Annotated in this window: 18 protein-coding genes; 10 read left to right on the top strand and 8 right to left on the bottom strand. The window is 69.0% G+C overall.

The window, feature by feature from the left end; translation table 11 throughout:
- The first annotated feature begins 12 nt into the window (after positions 1–12).
- The 6 genes from lon to H7J86_RS02595 all read left to right on the top strand — a co-directional run bounded on the left by lon (position 13) and on the right by H7J86_RS02595 (position 6071).
- Entirely contained in the window at positions 13–2334 is a 2322-nt protein-coding gene (gene lon, locus H7J86_RS02620; protein WP_267289206.1) for an endopeptidase La, read from the top strand.
- Between the two features lie 78 nt (positions 2335–2412).
- Complete coding sequence (locus H7J86_RS02615) at positions 2413–3420, top strand: LLM class flavin-dependent oxidoreductase (RefSeq protein WP_090360817.1); 1008 nt, start codon at positions 2413–2415, stop codon at positions 3418–3420.
- 1 nt (position 3421) lies between these two features.
- Positions 3422–3811 (top strand): nitroreductase/quinone reductase family protein, encoded by a 390-nt coding sequence (locus H7J86_RS02610; protein ID WP_267289204.1) that lies wholly within the window; start codon positions 3422–3424, stop codon positions 3809–3811.
- Between the two features lies 1 nt (position 3812).
- Positions 3813–4154, top strand: a complete 342-nt coding sequence (locus tag H7J86_RS02605; RefSeq protein ID WP_090360819.1) for a TfoX/Sxy family protein — start codon at positions 3813–3815, stop codon at positions 4152–4154.
- 19 nt (positions 4155–4173) lie between these two features.
- Entirely contained in the window at positions 4174–4821 is a 648-nt protein-coding gene (locus H7J86_RS02600) for an endonuclease (protein WP_267289202.1), read from the top strand.
- Positions 4822–4844: 23 nt separating this feature from the next.
- Positions 4845–6071 (top strand): NAD(P)/FAD-dependent oxidoreductase, encoded by a 1227-nt coding sequence (locus tag H7J86_RS02595; protein ID WP_267289200.1) that lies wholly within the window; start codon positions 4845–4847, stop codon positions 6069–6071.
- A 13-nt stretch (positions 6072–6084) separates the two neighbouring features.
- On the opposite strand, the gene H7J86_RS02590 is transcribed toward H7J86_RS02595, so the two are convergent.
- Genes H7J86_RS02590 through H7J86_RS02580 form a run of 3 tightly spaced genes read right to left on the bottom strand, consistent with a single transcriptional unit; the run spans position 6085 to position 11375 of the window.
- On the bottom strand, positions 6085–7560 hold the full coding sequence (locus H7J86_RS02590; protein WP_267289198.1) for an acetyl-CoA acetyltransferase: 1476 nt from the start codon (positions 7558–7560) through the stop codon (positions 6085–6087).
- 30 nt (positions 7561–7590) lie between these two features.
- Positions 7591–9015 (bottom strand): aldehyde dehydrogenase, encoded by a 1425-nt coding sequence (locus H7J86_RS02585; protein ID WP_267289196.1) that lies wholly within the window; start codon positions 9013–9015, stop codon positions 7591–7593.
- Entirely contained in the window at positions 9012–11375 is a 2364-nt protein-coding gene (locus H7J86_RS02580; protein ID WP_267289194.1) for a CaiB/BaiF CoA-transferase family protein, read from the bottom strand. Before H7J86_RS02580 ends, H7J86_RS02585 begins: the two co-directional genes overlap by 4 nt.
- Before the next feature lie 66 nt (positions 11376–11441).
- On the opposite strand from H7J86_RS02580, the gene H7J86_RS02575 reads away from it, so the two are divergent.
- On the top strand, positions 11442–12218 hold the full coding sequence (locus H7J86_RS02575) for a CPBP family intramembrane glutamic endopeptidase (RefSeq protein WP_090360835.1): 777 nt from the start codon (positions 11442–11444) through the stop codon (positions 12216–12218).
- On the opposite strand, the gene H7J86_RS02570 is transcribed toward H7J86_RS02575, so the two are convergent.
- Positions 12215–12784 (bottom strand): CGNR zinc finger domain-containing protein, encoded by a 570-nt coding sequence (locus H7J86_RS02570; RefSeq protein ID WP_308204813.1) that lies wholly within the window; start codon positions 12782–12784, stop codon positions 12215–12217. The two genes, H7J86_RS02575 and H7J86_RS02570, sit on opposite strands and share 4 nt — an antisense overlap.
- 103 nt (positions 12785–12887) lie before the next feature.
- On the opposite strand from H7J86_RS02570, the gene H7J86_RS02565 reads away from it, so the two are divergent.
- Positions 12888–13337, top strand: a complete 450-nt coding sequence (locus tag H7J86_RS02565; RefSeq protein WP_267289190.1) for a hypothetical protein — start codon at positions 12888–12890, stop codon at positions 13335–13337.
- A gap of 1 nt (position 13338) precedes the next feature.
- Here the strand turns inward: H7J86_RS02565 and H7J86_RS02560 are convergent, their stop codons facing one another.
- From H7J86_RS02560 to H7J86_RS02545, 4 genes are all read right to left on the bottom strand, one after another.
- Entirely contained in the window at positions 13339–13638 is a 300-nt protein-coding gene (locus H7J86_RS02560; protein WP_090360843.1) for a GlsB/YeaQ/YmgE family stress response membrane protein, read from the bottom strand.
- 124 nt (positions 13639–13762) lie between these two features.
- Positions 13763–14731, bottom strand: coding sequence for an APA family fibronectin-binding glycoprotein (locus tag H7J86_RS02555; RefSeq protein ID WP_187095701.1), 969 nt, complete (start codon positions 14729–14731; stop codon positions 13763–13765).
- 199 nt (positions 14732–14930) lie between these two features.
- A complete protein-coding gene (locus H7J86_RS02550; protein WP_267289188.1) occupies positions 14931–16013 on the bottom strand; it encodes a sulfate/molybdate ABC transporter ATP-binding protein in 1083 nt (360 codons plus the stop codon).
- Entirely contained in the window at positions 16010–16840 is an 831-nt protein-coding gene (locus H7J86_RS02545; RefSeq protein ID WP_372517210.1) for an ABC transporter permease, read from the bottom strand. The genes H7J86_RS02550 and H7J86_RS02545 overlap by 4 nt, the downstream gene beginning before the upstream one ends.
- Before the next feature lie 87 nt (positions 16841–16927).
- Here H7J86_RS02545 and H7J86_RS02540 point away from each other — a divergent pair, with 87 nt between their 5' ends.
- Complete coding sequence (locus H7J86_RS02540; protein ID WP_090360850.1) at positions 16928–17599, top strand: SDR family oxidoreductase; 672 nt, start codon at positions 16928–16930, stop codon at positions 17597–17599.
- Positions 17600–17667: 68 nt separating this feature from the next.
- Positions 17668–18594 carry an LLM class F420-dependent oxidoreductase gene (locus H7J86_RS02535; protein ID WP_267289184.1) on the top strand — a complete coding sequence of 309 codons (927 nt, stop codon included), beginning with the start codon at positions 17668–17670 and terminating at the stop codon, positions 18592–18594.
- Positions 18595–18641: the final 47 nt, after the last annotated feature.

Below are 18641 nucleotides of genomic sequence, written 5' to 3'. Positions count from 1 at the left end.
TTTGGAGGATTGATGACTGAAGCCATCGCAGTCCCGGTGTTGTTTGTCAGCGAGCCGATCGTGCTGCCGGGCATGGTCGTGCCGATCGAACTCGACGATGCCGCCCGCGCGGCCGTCGACGCGGCGCAGGCAAGCGAATCCGGCAAGCTGCTGATCGCGCCACGCCTGGACGACCGCTACCCCACCTACGGTGTGATCGCGTCCATCGTGCAGGTCGGCCGCGTCCCGGGCGGCGGTGCCGCCGCCGTCGTGCGCGGTGAACGCCGCGCCCACATCGGTTCCGGGACCACCGGACCCGGTGCCGCGTTGTGGGTCGAGGTCGAAGAAGTCGCGGACGCCGAGTCCACCGATGAGACGAAAACCCTTGCCGCCGAATACAAGAAGCTGCTGTTGGCGATGCTGCAGCGGCGCGAGGCGTGGCAGATCGTCGATGTGGTCAACAAGATCACCGATCCGTCGCAGCTGGCCGACACGGCCGGATACGCGTCGTACCTCAGCGATGTGCGCAAGCGTGAGCTACTGGAGACCGAGGACGTGGCCGCGCGGCTGCGTCTGCTGATCGAGCTGACCGGGGAACACCTGGCCGAGGTCGAGGTCAACGACAAGATCGCCGAGGACGTCCGGGAGGGAATGGACAAGCAGCAGAAGGAGTTCCTGCTGCGCCAGCAGCTGAATGCGATCCGCAAGGAGCTCGGCGAAGGCGAGCCGGAAGGGTCCGATGATTACCGGGCCCGGGTCGAGGCCGCCGATCTGCCCGAGAAGGTCCGTGAGGCCGCGCTGCGCGAGGTCGGCAAGCTGGAGCGGTCCAGCGAGCAGAGCCCCGAGGGCGGCTGGATCCGGACCTGGCTGGACACCGTGCTCGAGCTGCCGTGGAACCTCACCACCGAGGACTCCACAGACCTCAAGTCGGCCAGGGAGATCCTGGATGCCGACCATCACGGGCTCGACGATGTGAAGGACCGCATCGTGGAGTACCTGGCGGTGCGGGCCCGGCGCGCGCAGCGCGGGATGGCCGTCGTCGGTGGACGCGGATCCGGTGCCGTCATGGTGCTGGCCGGTCCGCCCGGAGTCGGCAAGACCTCGCTGGGTGAATCGGTGGCCCGCGCCCTGGGCCGCAAGTTCGTCCGCGTCGCCCTCGGTGGCGTGCGCGACGAGGCCGAGATCCGTGGCCACCGGCGCACCTACGTCGGTGCCCTGCCGGGCCGCATCGTGCGGGCCATCGGCGAAGCGGGCTCGATGAACCCCGTCGTGCTGCTCGACGAGATCGACAAGGTCGGCTCGGACTACCGCGGCGATCCGTCGTCGGCGCTGCTGGAGGTGCTGGACCCAGCGCAGAACCACACGTTCCGCGACCACTACCTGGAGCTGGATCTGGACCTGTCCGATGTGGTGTTCCTGGCGACGGCCAACGTCATCGAGAACATCCCGTCGGCCCTGCTGGACCGCATGGAGCTGATCCAGATAGACGGGTACACCGAGGACGACAAGGTCGCGATCGCACGCGACTACCTGCTGCCCCGGCAGGCCGAGCGTGCGGCGCTCACCTCTGATGAGGTGACCTTGACCGACGCGGCGCTGCGCAAGATCGCCGCCGACTACACCCGCGAGCCGGGTGTGCGCCAGTTCGAGCGACTGCTGGCCAAGGCGCTGCGGAAGGTGACGACCAAGCTGGACTCCGGTCAGGCGTCGCTGACCATCGATGAACCCGATCTCGTCGAGTACCTGGGCCGTCCGCGGTTCACCCCGGAGTCGAACGAGCGCACGGCGGTGCCCGGTGTGGCCACCGGTCTGGCGGTCACCGGACTGGGCGGCGATGTGCTCTACATCGAGGCGGGCGCCACCGATGGCGATGCCGGGTTGAAGCTGACAGGTCAACTGGGTGACGTGATGAAGGAGTCGGCGCAGATCGCGCTGTCCTACGTCCGGGCGCACGCCGAGCAGCTGGGCGTCGACCCGAAGGCGCTGGACCGCCAGATCCACGTACACGTGCCCGCCGGCGCGGTGCCCAAGGACGGTCCGTCGGCCGGCGTCACGATGGTCACCGCACTCGTGTCCATGGCGACCGGCAGGCAGGTCCGCGGCGATGTCGGCATGACCGGTGAGGTCACGCTGAACGGCCGGGTGCTGCCGATCGGCGGTGTCAAGCAGAAACTGCTTGCGGCGCAACGGGCCGGGCTGAAGACCGTCTTCATCCCGCAGCGCAACGAGCCGGACCTCGACGACGTGCCGGCCGAGGTGCTGGCCGCACTGGAGGTCAAGCCGATGACCGATGTGGCCGAGATCGTGGCCCAGGCGCTGGAGCCGGTTGCCGAGGCGGCGACGGTCGCGGCATAACCACGCGAGCGTGCGTGTTTGTACGGCCTGACACGGTGTGTCGCGTGCAAACACGCACGCTCGTGTGAGGAGGAGAACATGCGCAAGCTCGGCTTCCTGACCATCGGCCGCTTCGACGTGGACCGTCCGGGTCCGGGTATCGAGGAAACGCTGCAGGTGATCGAACGGGCCGAGGCGCTCGGTTTCGACAGCGTCTGGTTGCGCTGCCGGCATTTCCAGCCCGGCATCTCCTCCCCCGTGGCGATCATGGCGGCGGCCACCCAGCGCACGTCCCGCATCGAGCTGGGTACCGCCGTCATCCCGCTCGGTCTGGAGAACCCGGTGCGGCTCGCCGAAGATCTGGCCACCGTCGACATCCTGTCCGGCGGCCGGATCAACCCGGGGGTCTCGGTGGGCACACCGATGCTCTACGACCACTACAAGACCGCGCTGTACCCGGAATCCCATGATGTGCAGGATTTCTCGAAGGAGCGGGTGCTGCGGCTGCTGCGCAGTCTGCGCGGGGACCCGGTCAGCGATTTCGAGGGCGTCACGGGGATCGAACAATTCGTGCGCCAGGTGCAACCGCACTCCCCCGGGCTGGCCGGGCGGGTCTGGTACGGCGGCGGCCGGGAGTCGGCGATCTGGGCCGGCCAACAGGGGATCAACTACATGACGAGTTCGGTGGTCAGCGTCGAGGGAACCGAATCCCGCGACTTCGCGACCATCCAGGCTGAACACATCGACGCCTACCGGGCACACCATCCCGAGCCCGGGAAATCCCGGGTGTCACAGGGATTGGTGGTCATCCCGACCGACTCGGCCACCGACGACCAGATCCGCCGCTACCGTGAGTACGCGGCGAGCCGGTTCGAGCGGACCAAGAGCCCGCAAGGCGCGCGCGGCATGCTGTTCTCCCCCGACTACGTCGGCACCTCCGACGAACTCGCCGACCAGCTGTTCGCACACGCCGGATTCACCCGGGCCGACGAGGTGACCTTCGCGTTGCCGTTCACCTTCGCGCCCGCGGATTACAACCAGATCATCACGGACATGGCGCAGAAGCTGGGACCTAGACTGGGTTGGACACCGACCCAGGAGGCCTGACGTGCCCGACCTGAACACGCTGAAACGCCGCATCGTGCACACCGCCCAGCGCTACCTCGTGAACCCCGTCGGCCGAAAACTCCCGGTCACCATGCTGGAGACCACGGGCCGCAAGTCCGGCCAGCCTCGGCGTACCGCCGTGGGTGGGCGCGTCGTCGGCAATGCCTTCTGGCTGGTCTCCGAGCACGGCGCCCAGTCCGACTACGTGAAGAACATCAAGGCCGATCCCGCGGTGCGGGTGCGGATCCATGGACACTGGCGCACCGGCACCGCGCATCTGCTGCCCGACGACGATGCAGTGGTCCGGCTGGGCGAACTGCCCCAGCTCAACAGCGCGGTGGTCCGCGTGATGGGCAGTGACCTGCTCACCATCCGAGTCGACCTGGACTGAGATGTCCTACGACGAGGACCTGGCCAACCGGATCCGCGAGATCCTGGCCACCACCGCGAATGTCGACGAGAAACGGATGTTCGGCGGACTGGCCTTCCTGGTGAACGGCAATATGGCAGTGGCCGCCAGCGGCGGGGGCGGGTTGATGGTGCGCGTGCCGCCGGAGGAGACGGCCGCGCTGCTCGACCGCGACCATGTCGAGCCCATGGTGATGGCCGGCCGCGAGACCCGCGGCTGGCTACGCGTGCGCGCCGACGGTGTCCGCACCACCCGCCAGCTCCACCCGTGGGTGAGTCGCGGGGTGGACTACGCGTCGGGACTGCCCGCCAAACAGCGCCGTTAGGCGGCAACAAGGAGCGGGTATGCCTGATCTCATGCCTGGCGCACACACCCTGGCTGCGCGGCTGCTCCGGCAAGCCGGAACCACGTTCGCCGACGAAGCCGGCATCACGTTGCGCGACAAACCCAAGCCGTTGTTCCAGCTCCTGGCGCTGGCCATGCTGGCGGGCAAACCGATCAGCGCGGAGGTCGCCGTGGCGGCCGCAAGCGAGGTGTTCCGCAGCGGCATCCGGACCCCTGCCTCGGTACTGCACGCCGATCGCGCGACGCTGATCGAGGCGTTCGGCCGGGCCGGCTACGCCCGTTACGACGAAAGCTCGGCGACCCGGCTGAGCGGGCTCGCCGCCCGGGTGCAGCAGCGGTATCGCGGTGATCTGCGCAGACTGGCCGACGAGGCCGCCGGCGATGTCGCGGCGGCGGCGCATGCCCTACAGGAATTCGACGGTATCGGGCCGGTGGGCGCCGACATCTTCCTGCGCGAGGTTCAGAACGTGTGGCCTTGGGTGCGGCCCTATTTCGACGATCGCGCCCTGGCCGGCGCACACGAACTGGGCCTGCCCGAGGACCCAGAAGCACTGCTCGACCTGTCCGGTGGCCACCCCGCCCAGTTGGCCGCCGCGCTGGTCCGCGTCTCGCTCGACCACCACCTGCGCGAACACGTCACGGCGTAGCCGCTCATCGAAGGAGAACTGCCATGACCACACCGACCTATGTCATCGTCGGCGCCGGCCTTGCCGGAGCCAAGGCCGCAGAAGCCTTGCGGGACCGGAACTTCGGCGGACAGATCATCCTGTTCGGCACCGAGGACCATCTGCCCTACGAACGTCCGCCGCTGTCGAAGGACTACCTGGCAGGCAAGAAGGAACCCGACGAGTTCACCGTGCAGCCCGCGGCCTGGTACCGCGAGCACGATATCGACCTGCGGCTGAACACCACGGTCAAGACCATCGATCGAGCGGCCCACGCCGTCGGCTACCAGGACGGCAAACTCGAGCACTACGACAAACTGCTGCTGGCCACCGGGTCGGCATCGCGCCGCCCACCCATTCCCGGATCCGACTCCGACGGGGTGCATTACCTGCGGACCGTCGATGACGCGGCAGCCCTGCGCGCGCTCCTCACCGGGGGTGCACGGCTGGCGGTGGTCGGCGCGGGCTGGATCGGGCTTGAGGTTGCCGCCGCCGCCCGCGAATTGGGCGCCGAGGTCACCGTCGTCGAATCGGCGGATCTGCCGTTGGCCGCGCTCGGCCGCGACGTCGCGCAGGTGTTCACCGACCTGCACCGCAACCACGGTGTCGACCTCCGGTTGGGCACCTCGGTCGAGGAGATCACCACGGCCGGGGGCCACGCGACCGGCCTGCGCCTCGGTGACGGTTCCACCGTGTCCGCGGACGTGGTGCTCGTGGCGGTGGGCGCCCGACCTCGTATCGAACTCGCCGAGAAGGCGGGGCTGACACTGGCCGACGGCGGCGTCGCCGTCGACGCGGCACTGCGCACCAGCGATCCCGACATCTTCGCCGTCGGCGATATCGCCGCGGCCCAGCATCCCCTGCTGGACACCAGGATTCGTACCGAGCACTGGGCCAACGCACTCAAACAGCCCGCCGTGGCCGCGGCCGGGATGCTCGGCACACCCGGCAGTTACGACGAGTTGCCGTACTTCTTCACCGATCAGTACGACCTCGGCATGGAGTACGTCGGACACGCCCCGCCGGACGCGCGGGTGGTATTCCGTGGCGACGTGCCCGGCCGCGAGTTCACCGCATTCTGGTTGGACGGCGACGCCCGGGTGCTGGCGGGGATGAACGTCAACATCTGGGAGGGCCTGGACGATATCAAGGCGCTGGTCCGCGGCCGGCAACCGGTGGACGCCGCGCAGTTGGCCGACGTCGACACACCGCTCGGTGAGGTCGGCGGCTAGGTCGTCGACATCGTCACTCGAGGGTGGCGATGCCTTCGGCGGTGACGGTGACCTTCAGCCCGGCGATGTCCTCGGTGACGGTGGCCGCGGCTTGCGAAGGGTCGGTGATCACGGCCAGGGCTCGACTGCCCGTCGGGGTCCGCACCGCCAGGAACGCCTTCTCCGCGGTGTCCTCGCGGGTGTAGGGCGTGGTCCAGGTCTCCACGGTGCCGACCCCGGCCCACACGTCCTCGGCCACCACGGTGGGCTCCGCATCCACGGCCGATTGCACGTCCTCCCAGCGGAATTCGCCGGTGGGCGGCTCGGTGCCGTAGATGCCGAAGCTGTGCTTGGTGAGGTAGCCGCCGTTGGCGGTGATGAGCCCGACCGTGCCCGGTTGCGCGGTGAGGCGTTCGGCCATGGTCGCGATGGAGTGCGAGACGTAGTTGTTCCACGGTCCGCCCGCGAAGGTCAGACCGCCGGTGACGGTCAGCGGCCGCTGCAGGTCGTCGGTGGGCAGGCCGAGTTCGTTGGCCGCGACCTGGACCGCGCACGGGAAGCACGAGTAGATGTCGATGAGGTCGATATCGTCGATGCCGCGGCCGGCCAGTTCCAGCGCACGGCGACCGCCGATGCGGATCGCCGGTGACCCGTCGAAGCGGGCCCGCTCCCCGATCAGGTAGGTGTCGTGGGCATCGGTGCCCGCGTAGGGGAAGACCCAGCGGTCCCGCGGAATCTGCAGGGCCTGCGCCTTCTCCACCGAGGTGAGGATCAGTGCCGCGCCCTGGTCGACCATATTGTTCGAGTTCATCAGCTTGGTGTAGGGCCAGCTGATCATGCGGTTGGTCGGACCCGGCTGCCAGATCTCCTCGGCAGACACCGCATTCCGGTTCCAGGCATGCGGATTGTCCTGTGCCACTTGGCTGAACCGCGACCACAGCGCACCGATCCGGCGACGGTGCTCCTCGGGCGACTCCCCCGAGGCGATGCGCAGTGCCTGCTCGAACATCGGGTACACGTAGGCGGGCCGGTCCAGTTTGATCCGGATCTCGGCGGGGCCCGACATCTGGAACTCGTCGTCGGCGCCGGCGGGTAGCGGCACAGAATCATCCTGGACGGTGCCGGTGAGCTTGTGTCCCTGCGCCCTGATCCGGGTGCGGCTGCGCCAGGTTTCACCGCCGGCGATGAGGACCACGTCATTGCGGCCCTGCTGGATGTCCAGGCAGGCCTGGTTCACCAGCGACTGCGGGATGTTGCCGCCGATGCTGGTATACCGGGTGGCCGCGGTGGGCGCGCCGATCCGTTGAGCCAGCAGCAGCCCCGGATCCCGGTAGCGCCAGGACAGCAGGTTGACGATGCGCACGGCGTCCACCGCTTCCAGCACGCGTGGGTCGGCGGCGGCGCGCGCGGCACGCTCCATCAGGTCGACGGGTTCGGTGGTGGCGCTCTCCTCGCGCTGGTTGACCTGGCCGTAGCCGACGAGGACCGGGGTGCGTGGATCGAGAGACATTTGGTGAATCATCCTGTCTTGTAGAGGTTTTCAGGCCGGGCCGACGCGGTAGATGGACTTCAGCTGCTGGTAGGCGGCCAGCCCCTCCGGGCCGAGCTCGCGGCCGAGACCGCTGGACTTGACCCCGCCGAACGGGGCCGCGACGTCCAGTTGGTAGTCATTGACGCCGATGGAGCCGGTGTGCACCCGGCGGGCGATCTCGGTCCCGCGATCGGCGTCGGTGGTCCACACGGTGCCGCCGAGGCCGAACTCGCTGTCGTTGGCGATCGCGACGGCCTGCTCCTCGGTGTCGTAGGGAATCACCGCCAGCACGGGACCGAAGACCTCTTCCTGAGCGATCCGCGACGAGTTGTCGACATCGGCGAAGACCGTCGGCGAGACGAACCAGCCGTGCGGCTGATCGGCCGGAACGGCGCCGCCGGCAACGAGTTTCGCCTCCGCTTTGCCGATGTCGATATAGTCGAGGACCCGCCGGCGCTGACGATCACTGACCAGCGGACCGACGTCGGTGGCCTTGTCCAGCGGATCACCCACCGTGAGCCCGTCGGCCAGGGCTGCCACCGCGTCGACCACCTCGGCATACCGTGAGCGGGGCGCCAGGATCCGCGAACTGAGGTGGCAGGTCTGGCCGTTGTTGACGAAGGATGCGTTCTTCAGTCCTTTGACCGTGGCGGCGAGGTCCGCATCGTCGAGGATGATCGCGGCGGACTTGCCGCCCAGCTCGAGGGTGACCGGACGCAGCAACCGGCCGCACATCTCGGCGATGGTGCGGCCCGCGCCGGTGGAGCCGGTGAAGGCGACCTTGTCCACGCCCGGGTGCGCCACCAGGTGCGCACCGGCGGCCGGGCCGCCCGCCACCACGTTGAGCACACCGGCGGGAAGCCCGGCCTCTGCGGCGGCTTCGGCGAAAACGAGTGCATCCAAGGCGGTTTCGGGCGCGGCTTTGAGCACCATGGTGCAGCCTGCGGCGAGCCCGGGGGCCAGCTTCATGGCCGCCAGGGCTTGGGGATAGTTCCACGGCGTGATGGCCGCCACCACACCGACGGCTTCCCGGCGCACGATGGTGTGCCCGATCAGCGCGGGCCGGATCTCCTCGTCACCGCCGGCGGCGATCAGGTCGGCGTAGTAGCGCAGCAGGACCGCCGGGAACATGCCATTGGCGCCCTTGGACAACCGGATCGGCATGCCGTTCTCGCGCGTACACAGTTCGTTGGTGGTCGCCGAGCGGGCCAACAGGGCGTCGGCGAAGCGCAGCAGCAGCGCCGCCCGTTCGCCGGCGGGGGTGGCACTCCAGGCCGGCAGCGCTGCGCGGGCCGCCGCCACCGCATCGTCGACCTCGGATTCGGTGGCCGAGGAACCGTGCCCCAGCAGCTCACCGGTGGCGGCCTCGAGTACCGGTTCGGTGCGTTCGGCGGTGCGGAACTGGCCGGCGATGAAGACAGAAGCGGTGCTCACAGCGAACTCCTCGGGTCGTTCGGGTCGGTTCCGGCGAACAGCACGCCGTCGGTGATCAAGCGGTCGATGGCGGTGTCGTCCAGCGCGAGCACCCGATGGCAGATATCGCGGGTGTGCTCGCCGGGCAACGGGGCCGGGCGTAACGGGGCGGGCGGGATGTGGTGGTAGCGAGCAGGTCCGGTTTCGGTGGGCATCGGTTCCTCGAACAGCGGATGTACCAGGTCCGTGTAGAGCCCGCGATGACGGACCTGCGGATCGATGAGGATGTCGGCGGCCCGGTTCATCGGGCCGGCCGGGACACCGGAGTGCTGGAGCACCTCGGCGACGTCGTGCTTGTCTCGTTGCATGGTGAACGCGCTGAGCACTGCGATCAGTTCCGGTGCAGCCGTGGGCATCTCGACGCCGACGATGCCGGCCAGGGCTGCCCGGTCGGCGTCATGGCGTACCGAGATGACGCACCATTCGTCCTCACCGGCGCACGGACATACCGCGTGTACGGCGGTGTCGGGTACGACGGGCAGACCGGCCACCCGGGCGGCCTCGATGACGTAGGCGGTGGCCAGTTGGTTCACCGCCACCTCTGCCTGCGAGATGTGCACGTGGGCGCCCTGTCCGGTGCGCTCCCGGCGGATCAGGGCGGCCAGCGTGGCGAGCGCGGTGATACGGGCGACCACGTGGTCGGGGAAAATGGTGGTGGCATCGAAGAACTGCGCGAGTTCGTCGTCAGAACCGCCGGGTGCCCGCCACAGTCGCGTCACCCCGGTCGTGGCGCGCACCAGCGGCCCGTATCCCATCCGCTGACTCCACGGTCCGCGGTCACCGAATGCGCTGCTCTCGGCCAGGACGATCCGTGCGTTGATGTCCGTCAGCTGCTGATACGAAAAGCCCAGGGCCGCCAGCGTTCCCGGCTTGAAGTTGGCGAACACGGCATCGGATCGGGCCACCAGCCCGGTGAAGATCTCCGCGCCGCGCGGGTGGCGCAGGTCCAAGCCGAGACTGGACTCGTTGCGGTGGGTCAGCGCCCAGGACCGGCTCATCGGCCGTCCCGGCGGGGCCTGGCGCAAGCCGTCGGGATAGGCGGCACTCTCCACCTTGATGACCTCGGCGCCCAAGTCGGCGAAGAGCCGGCCGAGTTCGCCGCCGGCGACGATGACGCCGAGATCGAGGATGCGCAGGCCGTCGAAGGGCCGGTCGGCGGCCGGGAGTTTCACCGCCGAGCGAGCGGACACCCATTCGGCCCGGTCGGCGCCCGGCTGCGGCGCGGTGCGCGCGAATCCGTGGTGGAGGTCGTCGATCACGAACGCGCCCACCGGGACGACAGTGTCGGTGCCCGGCGCGAGCTGCGCGTCGACCAGGGCGCCGACAGCGCGGAAATGATCGGAGGCCAGCGCTTCGGCGGGGCTCTGCACGGCCGCGATCGGTACCCCGCGGGCCTGCCCTTCGGCAACGAGGTCGGCCATCGTGCCGCGGGCGAACAGGTCGGCGATGACCGCGTTGAGCTCTCTCGTCGCCGCATAGCGTGCGCCGATGGAGTCGAATTTCGGGTCGGAGAACTCCTCGGGTTCGCCCAGCCAGGCCCGCATCCCGCGCCATTGCCGGGGGGACAGCAGGCAGATCCGGACGAAACCGTCGCGGCAACGGAAGGTCGGATAGATCTGTTGGTTGCGCGGTCGCCCACGCCAGGTGGAGCGCTTCTGCCCGGACGCGGCCTGGCCCTCGGAGCCGAAGGGCGGGTCGAGTGCCTGCAGGACCGCTTCGAACCGGGAGAAGTCGATGCACCCACCGCGGCCGGTACGCAGCCGGTGGTAGTAGGCCACCAAGATCGCCCAGGCCGCCTGGACTGCCGCGGTGGCCGACGCGATACCCGCCGGCGGCAGCACCGGGGTTCCGGTCGGCGGGCCACTGCGGGACAGCGCCGTCGACATCGCGTAGAGGACGGGGTCGGTGGCCGTCCACCATGCGTGTGGTCCGTCGGTCCCGAAGTCGGTGATCACGGCGGCCACCAGCTCGGGATGTCCTGACGCCAGTTCGGCGACGGTGGTGCCGAACGCCGAGACGAACTCGTCACCGATGAGGATGTCGGCACCTGAAGCGAGCTCGTCGAGCCGGCGCCGGTCGTCGGGGTCCAGCGGATCCAGGATTGCGCTGCGTTTGTTGGCATTGTCGAGGGCGAAGGACACCGATGCGCCGGCGAGTGTGGGGGCGCCCACGCGGGCCGCCCCGCCGCCCGGGCGTTCGATCTTGAGGATGTCGGCACCGAGGTCGGCGAACAGTCGGGCGATACCGTCGGCCGGCCCGTCGGTGAGTTCGAGGACCCGCACCCCGGCGAGTGGATGGCTCACTGCGTCATACCCCGGCACGACGGACACCTTAGTGCCCACTTCTATAACTTAGGTAGACAACCCACGCCAGTACACTGGAGAACGATGTCTGACCTCGGCGTGGTGGCCTCACCGCTCTCCCCTCCAGCCCATCCGCTGGCGGGAACTCTGTCGGCGTTGCACCACGCCCGCGTCTACATCGACCTGGCGGTGGTGGTGCTCGTCTTGGTCGCCACCAATCTCATCGCCCACTTCACGACACCCTGGGCCAATATCGCGACGGTGCCCGCCGCGGCGATCGCCCTGGTGGCGCTGGTGCGGGTGCGCGGGCTGGGCTGGACCGAGCTGGGCCTGGGGCGCGAGCACTGGCGCTCCGGCGCCCGCTACGCCGCGGCCGCGATCGGCATCGTGCTGGCGGTCATCGCCATCGGAGTCGCGCTGCCGTGGACCCGGCCGATGTTCATGAACAACCACTACGCGACTGTCTCGGGCGCCCTGATCGCCTCGATGATCATCATTCCGCTGCAGACCGTCATCCCCGAGGAACTGGCCTTCCGCGGTGTGCTGCACGGTGCACTGGACCGGGCCTGGGGTTTTCGCGGGGTGGCCGCCGCCGGATCGCTACTCTTCGGCCTGTGGCATATCGCCAGTTCACTCGGCCTGACCAGCGGTAATGCCGGATTCAGCCACCTTCTCGGTGGCGGCGTGTTCGGTATGGTCGCGGGTGTGGTCGGCGCCGTGGTGGCCACCAGTGCCGCCGGTTTCGTGTTCACCTGGCTGCGCCGGCGAAGCGGCAGCCTGCTCGCGCCGATCGCCCTGCACTGGTCCCTGAACGGGATGGGAGCGCTGGCCGCGGCGCTGGTCTGGCACGCGTCGTTCTAGCGGCTCCGCCGGCGCGCCCGGAACTCGCGGTTCTTGAGCTTGTTACCGCAGCTGGCCATATCGCACCACGTGCCGCCGTGGTTGCGCGAGCGGTCATAGAACGCCCACCGGCAGTCTTCGTTGGCGCAACTCTTCAGATGCACCCAGCTGCCGTCCCGCTGCGCGTCCGCCACGATCAGCAGCAGGCCCAGCAGCCGGTCCGGTACCGAGCCGCCCACCGGGGCCACCTCGACCGCACCGGCATCCCCGACGATGAGCCGGGCCGGCGCACTCGCCGCCAGCCGGCGCAGCGGATCCAGCTGCACAGCAGTCGGCGCCGGTCCACCGGTGTTGTGAATCACCAACGCCCGCAAGCTTTCCCGTACCTCCGCCAGGTCCGCGAGATCAGCCCTGCCCGGTACGGCACCGTTGTCGAGTAGACCCGCAGCGATCAGCCACTCCGCCGCGTCGGCCGGATCCGCCAGGCGGTCCTGCCCGCTCTCCCAGTCCAGGGTGTTGATGAACGCCTGCACCCGGAGCAACGGACCCGGGGCAGGTTTCGCCTCGACATCGCCATACCACTGCACGCTCGGCAGCTTACTCCCAAAGTGACCGGCAAAACATGTTGACTGGTCATTCATGACCGGTATAACGTCTTTGTAGGTCACGTTCGTGGGAAGGACACCGATGATGACGACCTCGGTTGAGCCGCGGACAAGCAGGCCCGTCCACATAGGAGTCGGGACGCGCATCCGCGCCCGGATGTTCGCCGCCCGGTGGGATCAGCAGATCGAACGCGCCGCCCCCGGCACCGCGGTGATCGCCGACAGCCCGCTGGCGGCGCACATGCGGCGGATCACGTCGCGCGGTGAGCGCGAGCAATTGGCCGACGCACTGAGCCCGACCCGGCGATCCAGCGCAGGCGGCGTCAGTTTTCGGGTCCCGGTGCACGCGGCAGCTTTGTCCGCCGCGGCGGACCTGATCGACGAGCTGACATTCCGGCTGCGTGGGCCGCAACCGGTACGCGTTCGCGGCATGGCCCGCTTGCGCATCCTGCTTGCCGACGGCCGCGGGCCGTTCTACCGACCCGGGCCGGCCAGTCTCAACGCCGCCCTGCGCGGCGTGCTGGCCGCCCTGTGAGTCAGTTCTTGCGGACCAAACCGACGATCCACAGCAGGATCACCGATCCGAGGACGGCGGTGAACAGCGTGAACCACCAGCCGCCCGCCGCGGTGTCGAGGAAGAAGCTCAGCAGGAATCCACCGATCAAGGCGCCGACGACACCGATGACGATGTTCAACAGAATCCCGGAGCCGCCGCCCTTGACGATCTTGCCGGCGATCCAGCCGGCGATCGCTCCGATGATGATGTAGCCGATCCAGCCCACGCTGGTCTGCGTGGTCGAACGGGCCAAGAACTCAGTAGCTGCAACGATTTCCATGTGCTGGTCTCCTGCCTACCACCGGCGGACCCGGCCGAATGCCGAGTCGCTCTCCGGTCTACCCGGATCAGGTCACGATTAGGCCTGTGAAACGGGCACATTCGTCACATATCAGCCCTGCGACTCAGCCCTGCGGCATCATCTCCGGCGGTGCGTTCGTCACGGGCACCGGCACGCCGACACCCGGCCTGGCCGGCGGCGCGTTGGGATCGACCGGCGCTGGCGGCGCATTCGGGTCCGGCGCCGGCGGCGGCGGCGGGCTCCAGGGGCGGATGGACTGCGCCAGAGCGGTGGCGGCAGCTTTGTCCACGGGATGGTTGGCGGTGCCCAGCCACACGACGAACCAGCGCGAGGGGGCACGCTGCCCGCGCGGCACGCCGGCCGGGGTGGGCGCACCGACGACGCCGGCCCAGATCTGACCGGTCGGCTTGGTCGTGTCGGTGAACTTCACCTCGTAGTAGGACGCGGAGCCGGTCAGATCACCCGCGGCCAGCGGTGTCGTCTCCTGGCCGATCCGGGTGCCGGGGAACGGCATGAAGAACTCGCCCATATCGGAAGCCAGCCGCGCGGCCGCCTTCCCGTTGTCGGATTCAGCGCCGGCGAAAAGCTTCAGGTCCAGCCGGCCGAGCAGCACGCTGGTGTCGTTGGCCGGCTGCGCCGCGGTGCCCTGCGCGGGCGCAGGCTCGGTGCCGGCGGGCGGAATCTTGGTCAGCAGCGCCTGGCCGTAGGACAGCTGGGTGGCGTCGGCCACCTTCCAGCCGGGCGGCACGACGTAGCTGAAACCACCGGCCGCATTGTCGACCCGGCCCGGCTCCGGTGCAGGGGGTGGCGGCGGGGCCGGCGCGTTCGGATCGACCGGGGGCGCGTTGGGATCGACGGGCGCGGGTGCCGGTGGGGCGTTCGGGTCGGCGGGCGCAGGCGCGGGCGCCGGTGTCGCATTCGGGTCCGCAGGTGCCGGCGCGGGCGTCGGGGCCGGGGGTACCGGGTCCGCATGGGACACCGCGATGGGGAGCGTCAGTGCGGCCGCAGCCGCAATCGCCAGTGCGGTCGATAGGCGCTTGCGGTGTGACGAGCGCACGTCCGGCTGATTCATGGGGACGAAAATACCGTGTTACAGCCGTGACGCAAGTGTGAGTTGCTCTTATAGTGCCCATCTGGGAAGTAGCTGACCGCAATGAAACTCGTGAGAAAGTGCACTACCACATGTAGCTGTCCGGATGCGGCCACGGCTACGCCACCCCGTGCCGGCGGGGTGGGTTTCATCCGGTATTTCGCCGCCATCGAGCGGGTTGTTACGACGCCGGCTGGATTCTCAGTTCCTGTGCCTTCACCGTGAAGTAGACCCGCTCCCCCGGCGCCAGGCGCAATTCGGCGGCCGCCTCTGCGGTGATATCGGCCGCCAGGCCAGGCGCGCCGTCGGGTTGCGGCGTGGCCCGCACCCGGATCGACGGTCCGCGGCTGTCCAGCTCGGCCACCGTCACCTCCACCGCATTGCGCGGGCTACCGTGCGGCACCTCGCGGTAGACGGCCACCGCCGCCGGCGCGAACACCGCCACCGCCGGATCACCGGCCGCCATCGCAGACTCCGGGCAGCCGTGCCAGTGCGTATCCCAGTCGGTACGCAGCGCCCCGTCCGCTTGCCAGCGCCCGCGGACCAGATTCACCCCGGCGAACCGGGCACCGAACACGCTGCGCGGAGCGGCCAGGATCTGCGCGACGGGACCGAACTCCACCAGCCGGCCCGCCTCCACCACCGCCACCTGATCGGCGAGCGCCACCACGTCCAGGAGGTCGTGGGTGACCAGGACCGCCGTCCGCCCGTCTCGGGTGAGCACCCGGCGAAGGACGGCGCGTATCGCCGTCGCCACCGAGACGTCCAGGCCGGCCATCGGCTCGTCGAGCAGCAGCAGGTCGGGTTCGGCGGCCAGTGCGCGTGCCAGCGCCACCCGCTGCGCCTGTCCCCCGGACAGCTGCCGCGGCATCCGCCCGGCCAGCTCACCGGCCCCCACCTCGGTCAGCCATGATTCGGCAACGCCCCGGGAATCCTTGCGGCTCAATCGTTTTCCACTGCACGGGCCGAACGCGACGTTGTCTCGCACGTTCAGGTGCGGGAACAGCAACGCCTCCTGCATCAGCAACCCGACCCGCCGGTCATGGGTGGCCACGTGGATACCGCCGGCACAGTCGGTCAGCGTCCGGGCACCGACGCGCACCGTCCCGTGGTCGGGCCGCACCACACCGGCCAGCACCTGCAGCAGCGTCGATTTACCCGCCCCGTTGGGGCCGAGAACGGCGAGTACCTGGCCCGCGGCGACGGTGAGGTCGAGCCGAACATCGCGGCCGGTGACCTGCACGCTGACCTCGAGCCCGCTCATGTGGCCTGCCATGAGCTGGGCCGCAACCGCCGTGCGCCGAGTCCGATCACCACCAGTGCCGCCACCAGCACCAGCAGCACCGACAGCGCCACGGCCGCGTCGGCATCGCTCTCTCGCTGCAGGTAGATCTCCAGCGGCAGGGTTCGGGTGACGCCCTCCCGCGATCCGGCGAAGGTCAGCGTCGCACCGAATTCACCCAGGGACCGCGCGAAGGCCAGCACCGAGCCGGACAGCAGACCGGGCGCGAGCAAGGGCAGTGTGACCCGCCGCCACACCGTGGTCGGGCGGGCCCCGAGGGTCGCCGCAACCACCTCGTAGTCGGCGCCCGTGGTGCGCACCGCCCCCTCCAGGGCGATCACGAGGAACGGCAGCGAGACAAAGGTCTGCGCCAGCACCACTGCCACGGTGGTGAACGCGATCTGGACACCGGCCGCCTCCAGATAGCGGCCGAGCAGACCCAGCCGGCCGAATGCGTACAGCAGCGCGATTCCGCCCACGACGGGTGGCAATACCAGCGGAAGCAAGATCACCGGCCGGAGCGCCCCGATCAGTCGAGACGAGCTCCGGGCCAGGACGAGCGCCATGGGGACGCCCAGCACCACGCATATCGCCGTGCTCGCGACCGAGGTGCGCAGGCTCAGTTCCAGCGCGGTCAGCGAGGCGTGGCTGCTGATCAGCGACCAGAAGTGCAGCCAATCGACCTTGGCCGCCATCGCCACCAGCGGCAGCAGCACGAACAGGGTGCCCACCGCGGCCGGGAGGTAGATCCAGCGCGGCAGCCCCATGGGCCAAACCCTAGGCGACCGACCAGCAGCCGGCGGGCTCATGTGGCGCGTCAGATTTCGCGGCCTAGCTACTGTCCAGTAACATCGTTTCGACTCGCTGCGTTCAGCGCTGAACAAGGAGGTAACCACATGGAGGTGCTGCTCACCGGCGGCGATACCGAGCTCGGCCGCGTGGTCGCCACCGGCTTCCGGGATGAGGGCCACAACGTGGTGCTCGCGGGTGTTCGCCGCGACGATCTCGAAGTCCTCGCCAAAGAGCTCGATGCGAACTTCGTGGTCGTCGACAACACCGATCCGGCCAGCCTCGAAGCAGCGCGCGAAGCGTTTCCCCTGCACCTGGACTGCATCGTCAACGTGCCCGCACCGGCACAGGTGGCCAAAGACCCGCGCACCTTCACCCTTGCCGACCGCGCCGCGGCCTGGCGCCAGACGCTCGACGCGACGCTGCTGTCCGCGGTGTTGACCGTCCAGGTGCTCGGCGATCAGCTGAGCTCGGGCGGATCGATCATCAACGTCGTTCCCGGCAATCCGGCCGAGGGCAGCGCCGACGCCGCGATCAAGGCCGCGCTGTCGAACTGGACCGCCGGCCAGGCAGCCCATTACGGGATCCGTGGGATCACCGTGAACGCGGTGGCCACGGGCAAGAGCGCCGAGCCAGGGTACGACGGTGCCGCCGAGACGACACCGTCGGTCGCCGACGAGATCACGCGGTTGGCGCTGTTCCTCACCACCCAGTCGGCCCGGCACATCACCGGACAGACGCTGCACGTGAGCCAGGGCGCGCTCGCCAACTTCGGCTGAGATATTCCCGCGTTCGCCCGCAGCTAAACGGGGTGCCCTCTCCGCTTCGGTGTGGTTACGTAAGTCCCATGGCGATTCGACTCGGACTTCAGATCCCCAATTTCTCCTACGGCACAGGCGTTTCCGAACTCTTCCCCACCGTCATCGCGCAGGCGCGCGAGGCCGAACAGGCCGGGTTCGACTCCGTCTTCGTGATGGACCACCTCTACCAACTACCCGGCCTCGGCGCGCCCGAGGAGCCGATGCTCGAGGCGTACACCACGCTCGGCGCCCTGGCCACCGCCACCGAGAAGGTGCAGCTGGGCACCTTGGTGACCGGCAACACCTACCGCAACCCCACGCTGCTGGCCAAAGCCATCACCACCCTGGACGTGATCAGCCAGGGCCGCGCCATCCTGGGCATCGGGACCGGCTGGTTCGAGTTGGAACACGACAGCCTCGGCTACGAGTTCGGTACGTTCACCGAGCGGTTCAAGAAGCTCGACGAGGCCCTCGAGATCATCCTGCCGATGCTCAAGGGCGACCGTGTCACATTCGACGGCACCTATTACAAAACCCAGGAAGCCTTCGCGAATCCCCGCTTCCGCGACCACATTCCGCTGATGATCGGCGGCAGCGGCGAGAAGAAGACGATCCCGCTGGCGGCCCGGCACTTCGACCACCTCAACATCATCGCCGGCTTCGACGAGTTGCCCCGCAAGGTGGCTGTGGTCAAGGAGAACTGCGAGAAGATCGACCGCGACCCGGCGACGCTGGAGACCAGTGTGCTGGCCATCGCCCTCATCGGCGAGCAGTACACCGCGGACATCATCCCTGACGAGTTCAAGCAGCAGGCGGTGTACGGCTCGCCCGATCAGGTGGCCGAGCAGCTCAAGGAGAAGGTGTACGACGCGGGCGTCGACGGCGTCATCCTGAGCGCCTTCACCATCGGTGGTTACACCCCCGGTGGCGTGGCGGCGGTGGGCGAGGCGCTGCGGCCGCTGATCGCGGGGTGAACAGTCCGGCGGGCAGGAGCGAAGCGACCCGGGGGGGTGAACAGTCC

This window comes from Mycobacterium hackensackense (genome assembly GCF_025822555.1).
GTDB lineage: Bacteria > Actinomycetota > Actinomycetes > Mycobacteriales > Mycobacteriaceae > Mycobacterium > Mycobacterium fluoranthenivorans.
The sequence above is the reverse complement of the archived record's forward strand: the minus strand, read 5'-3'. Positions and strand labels throughout refer to the sequence as shown.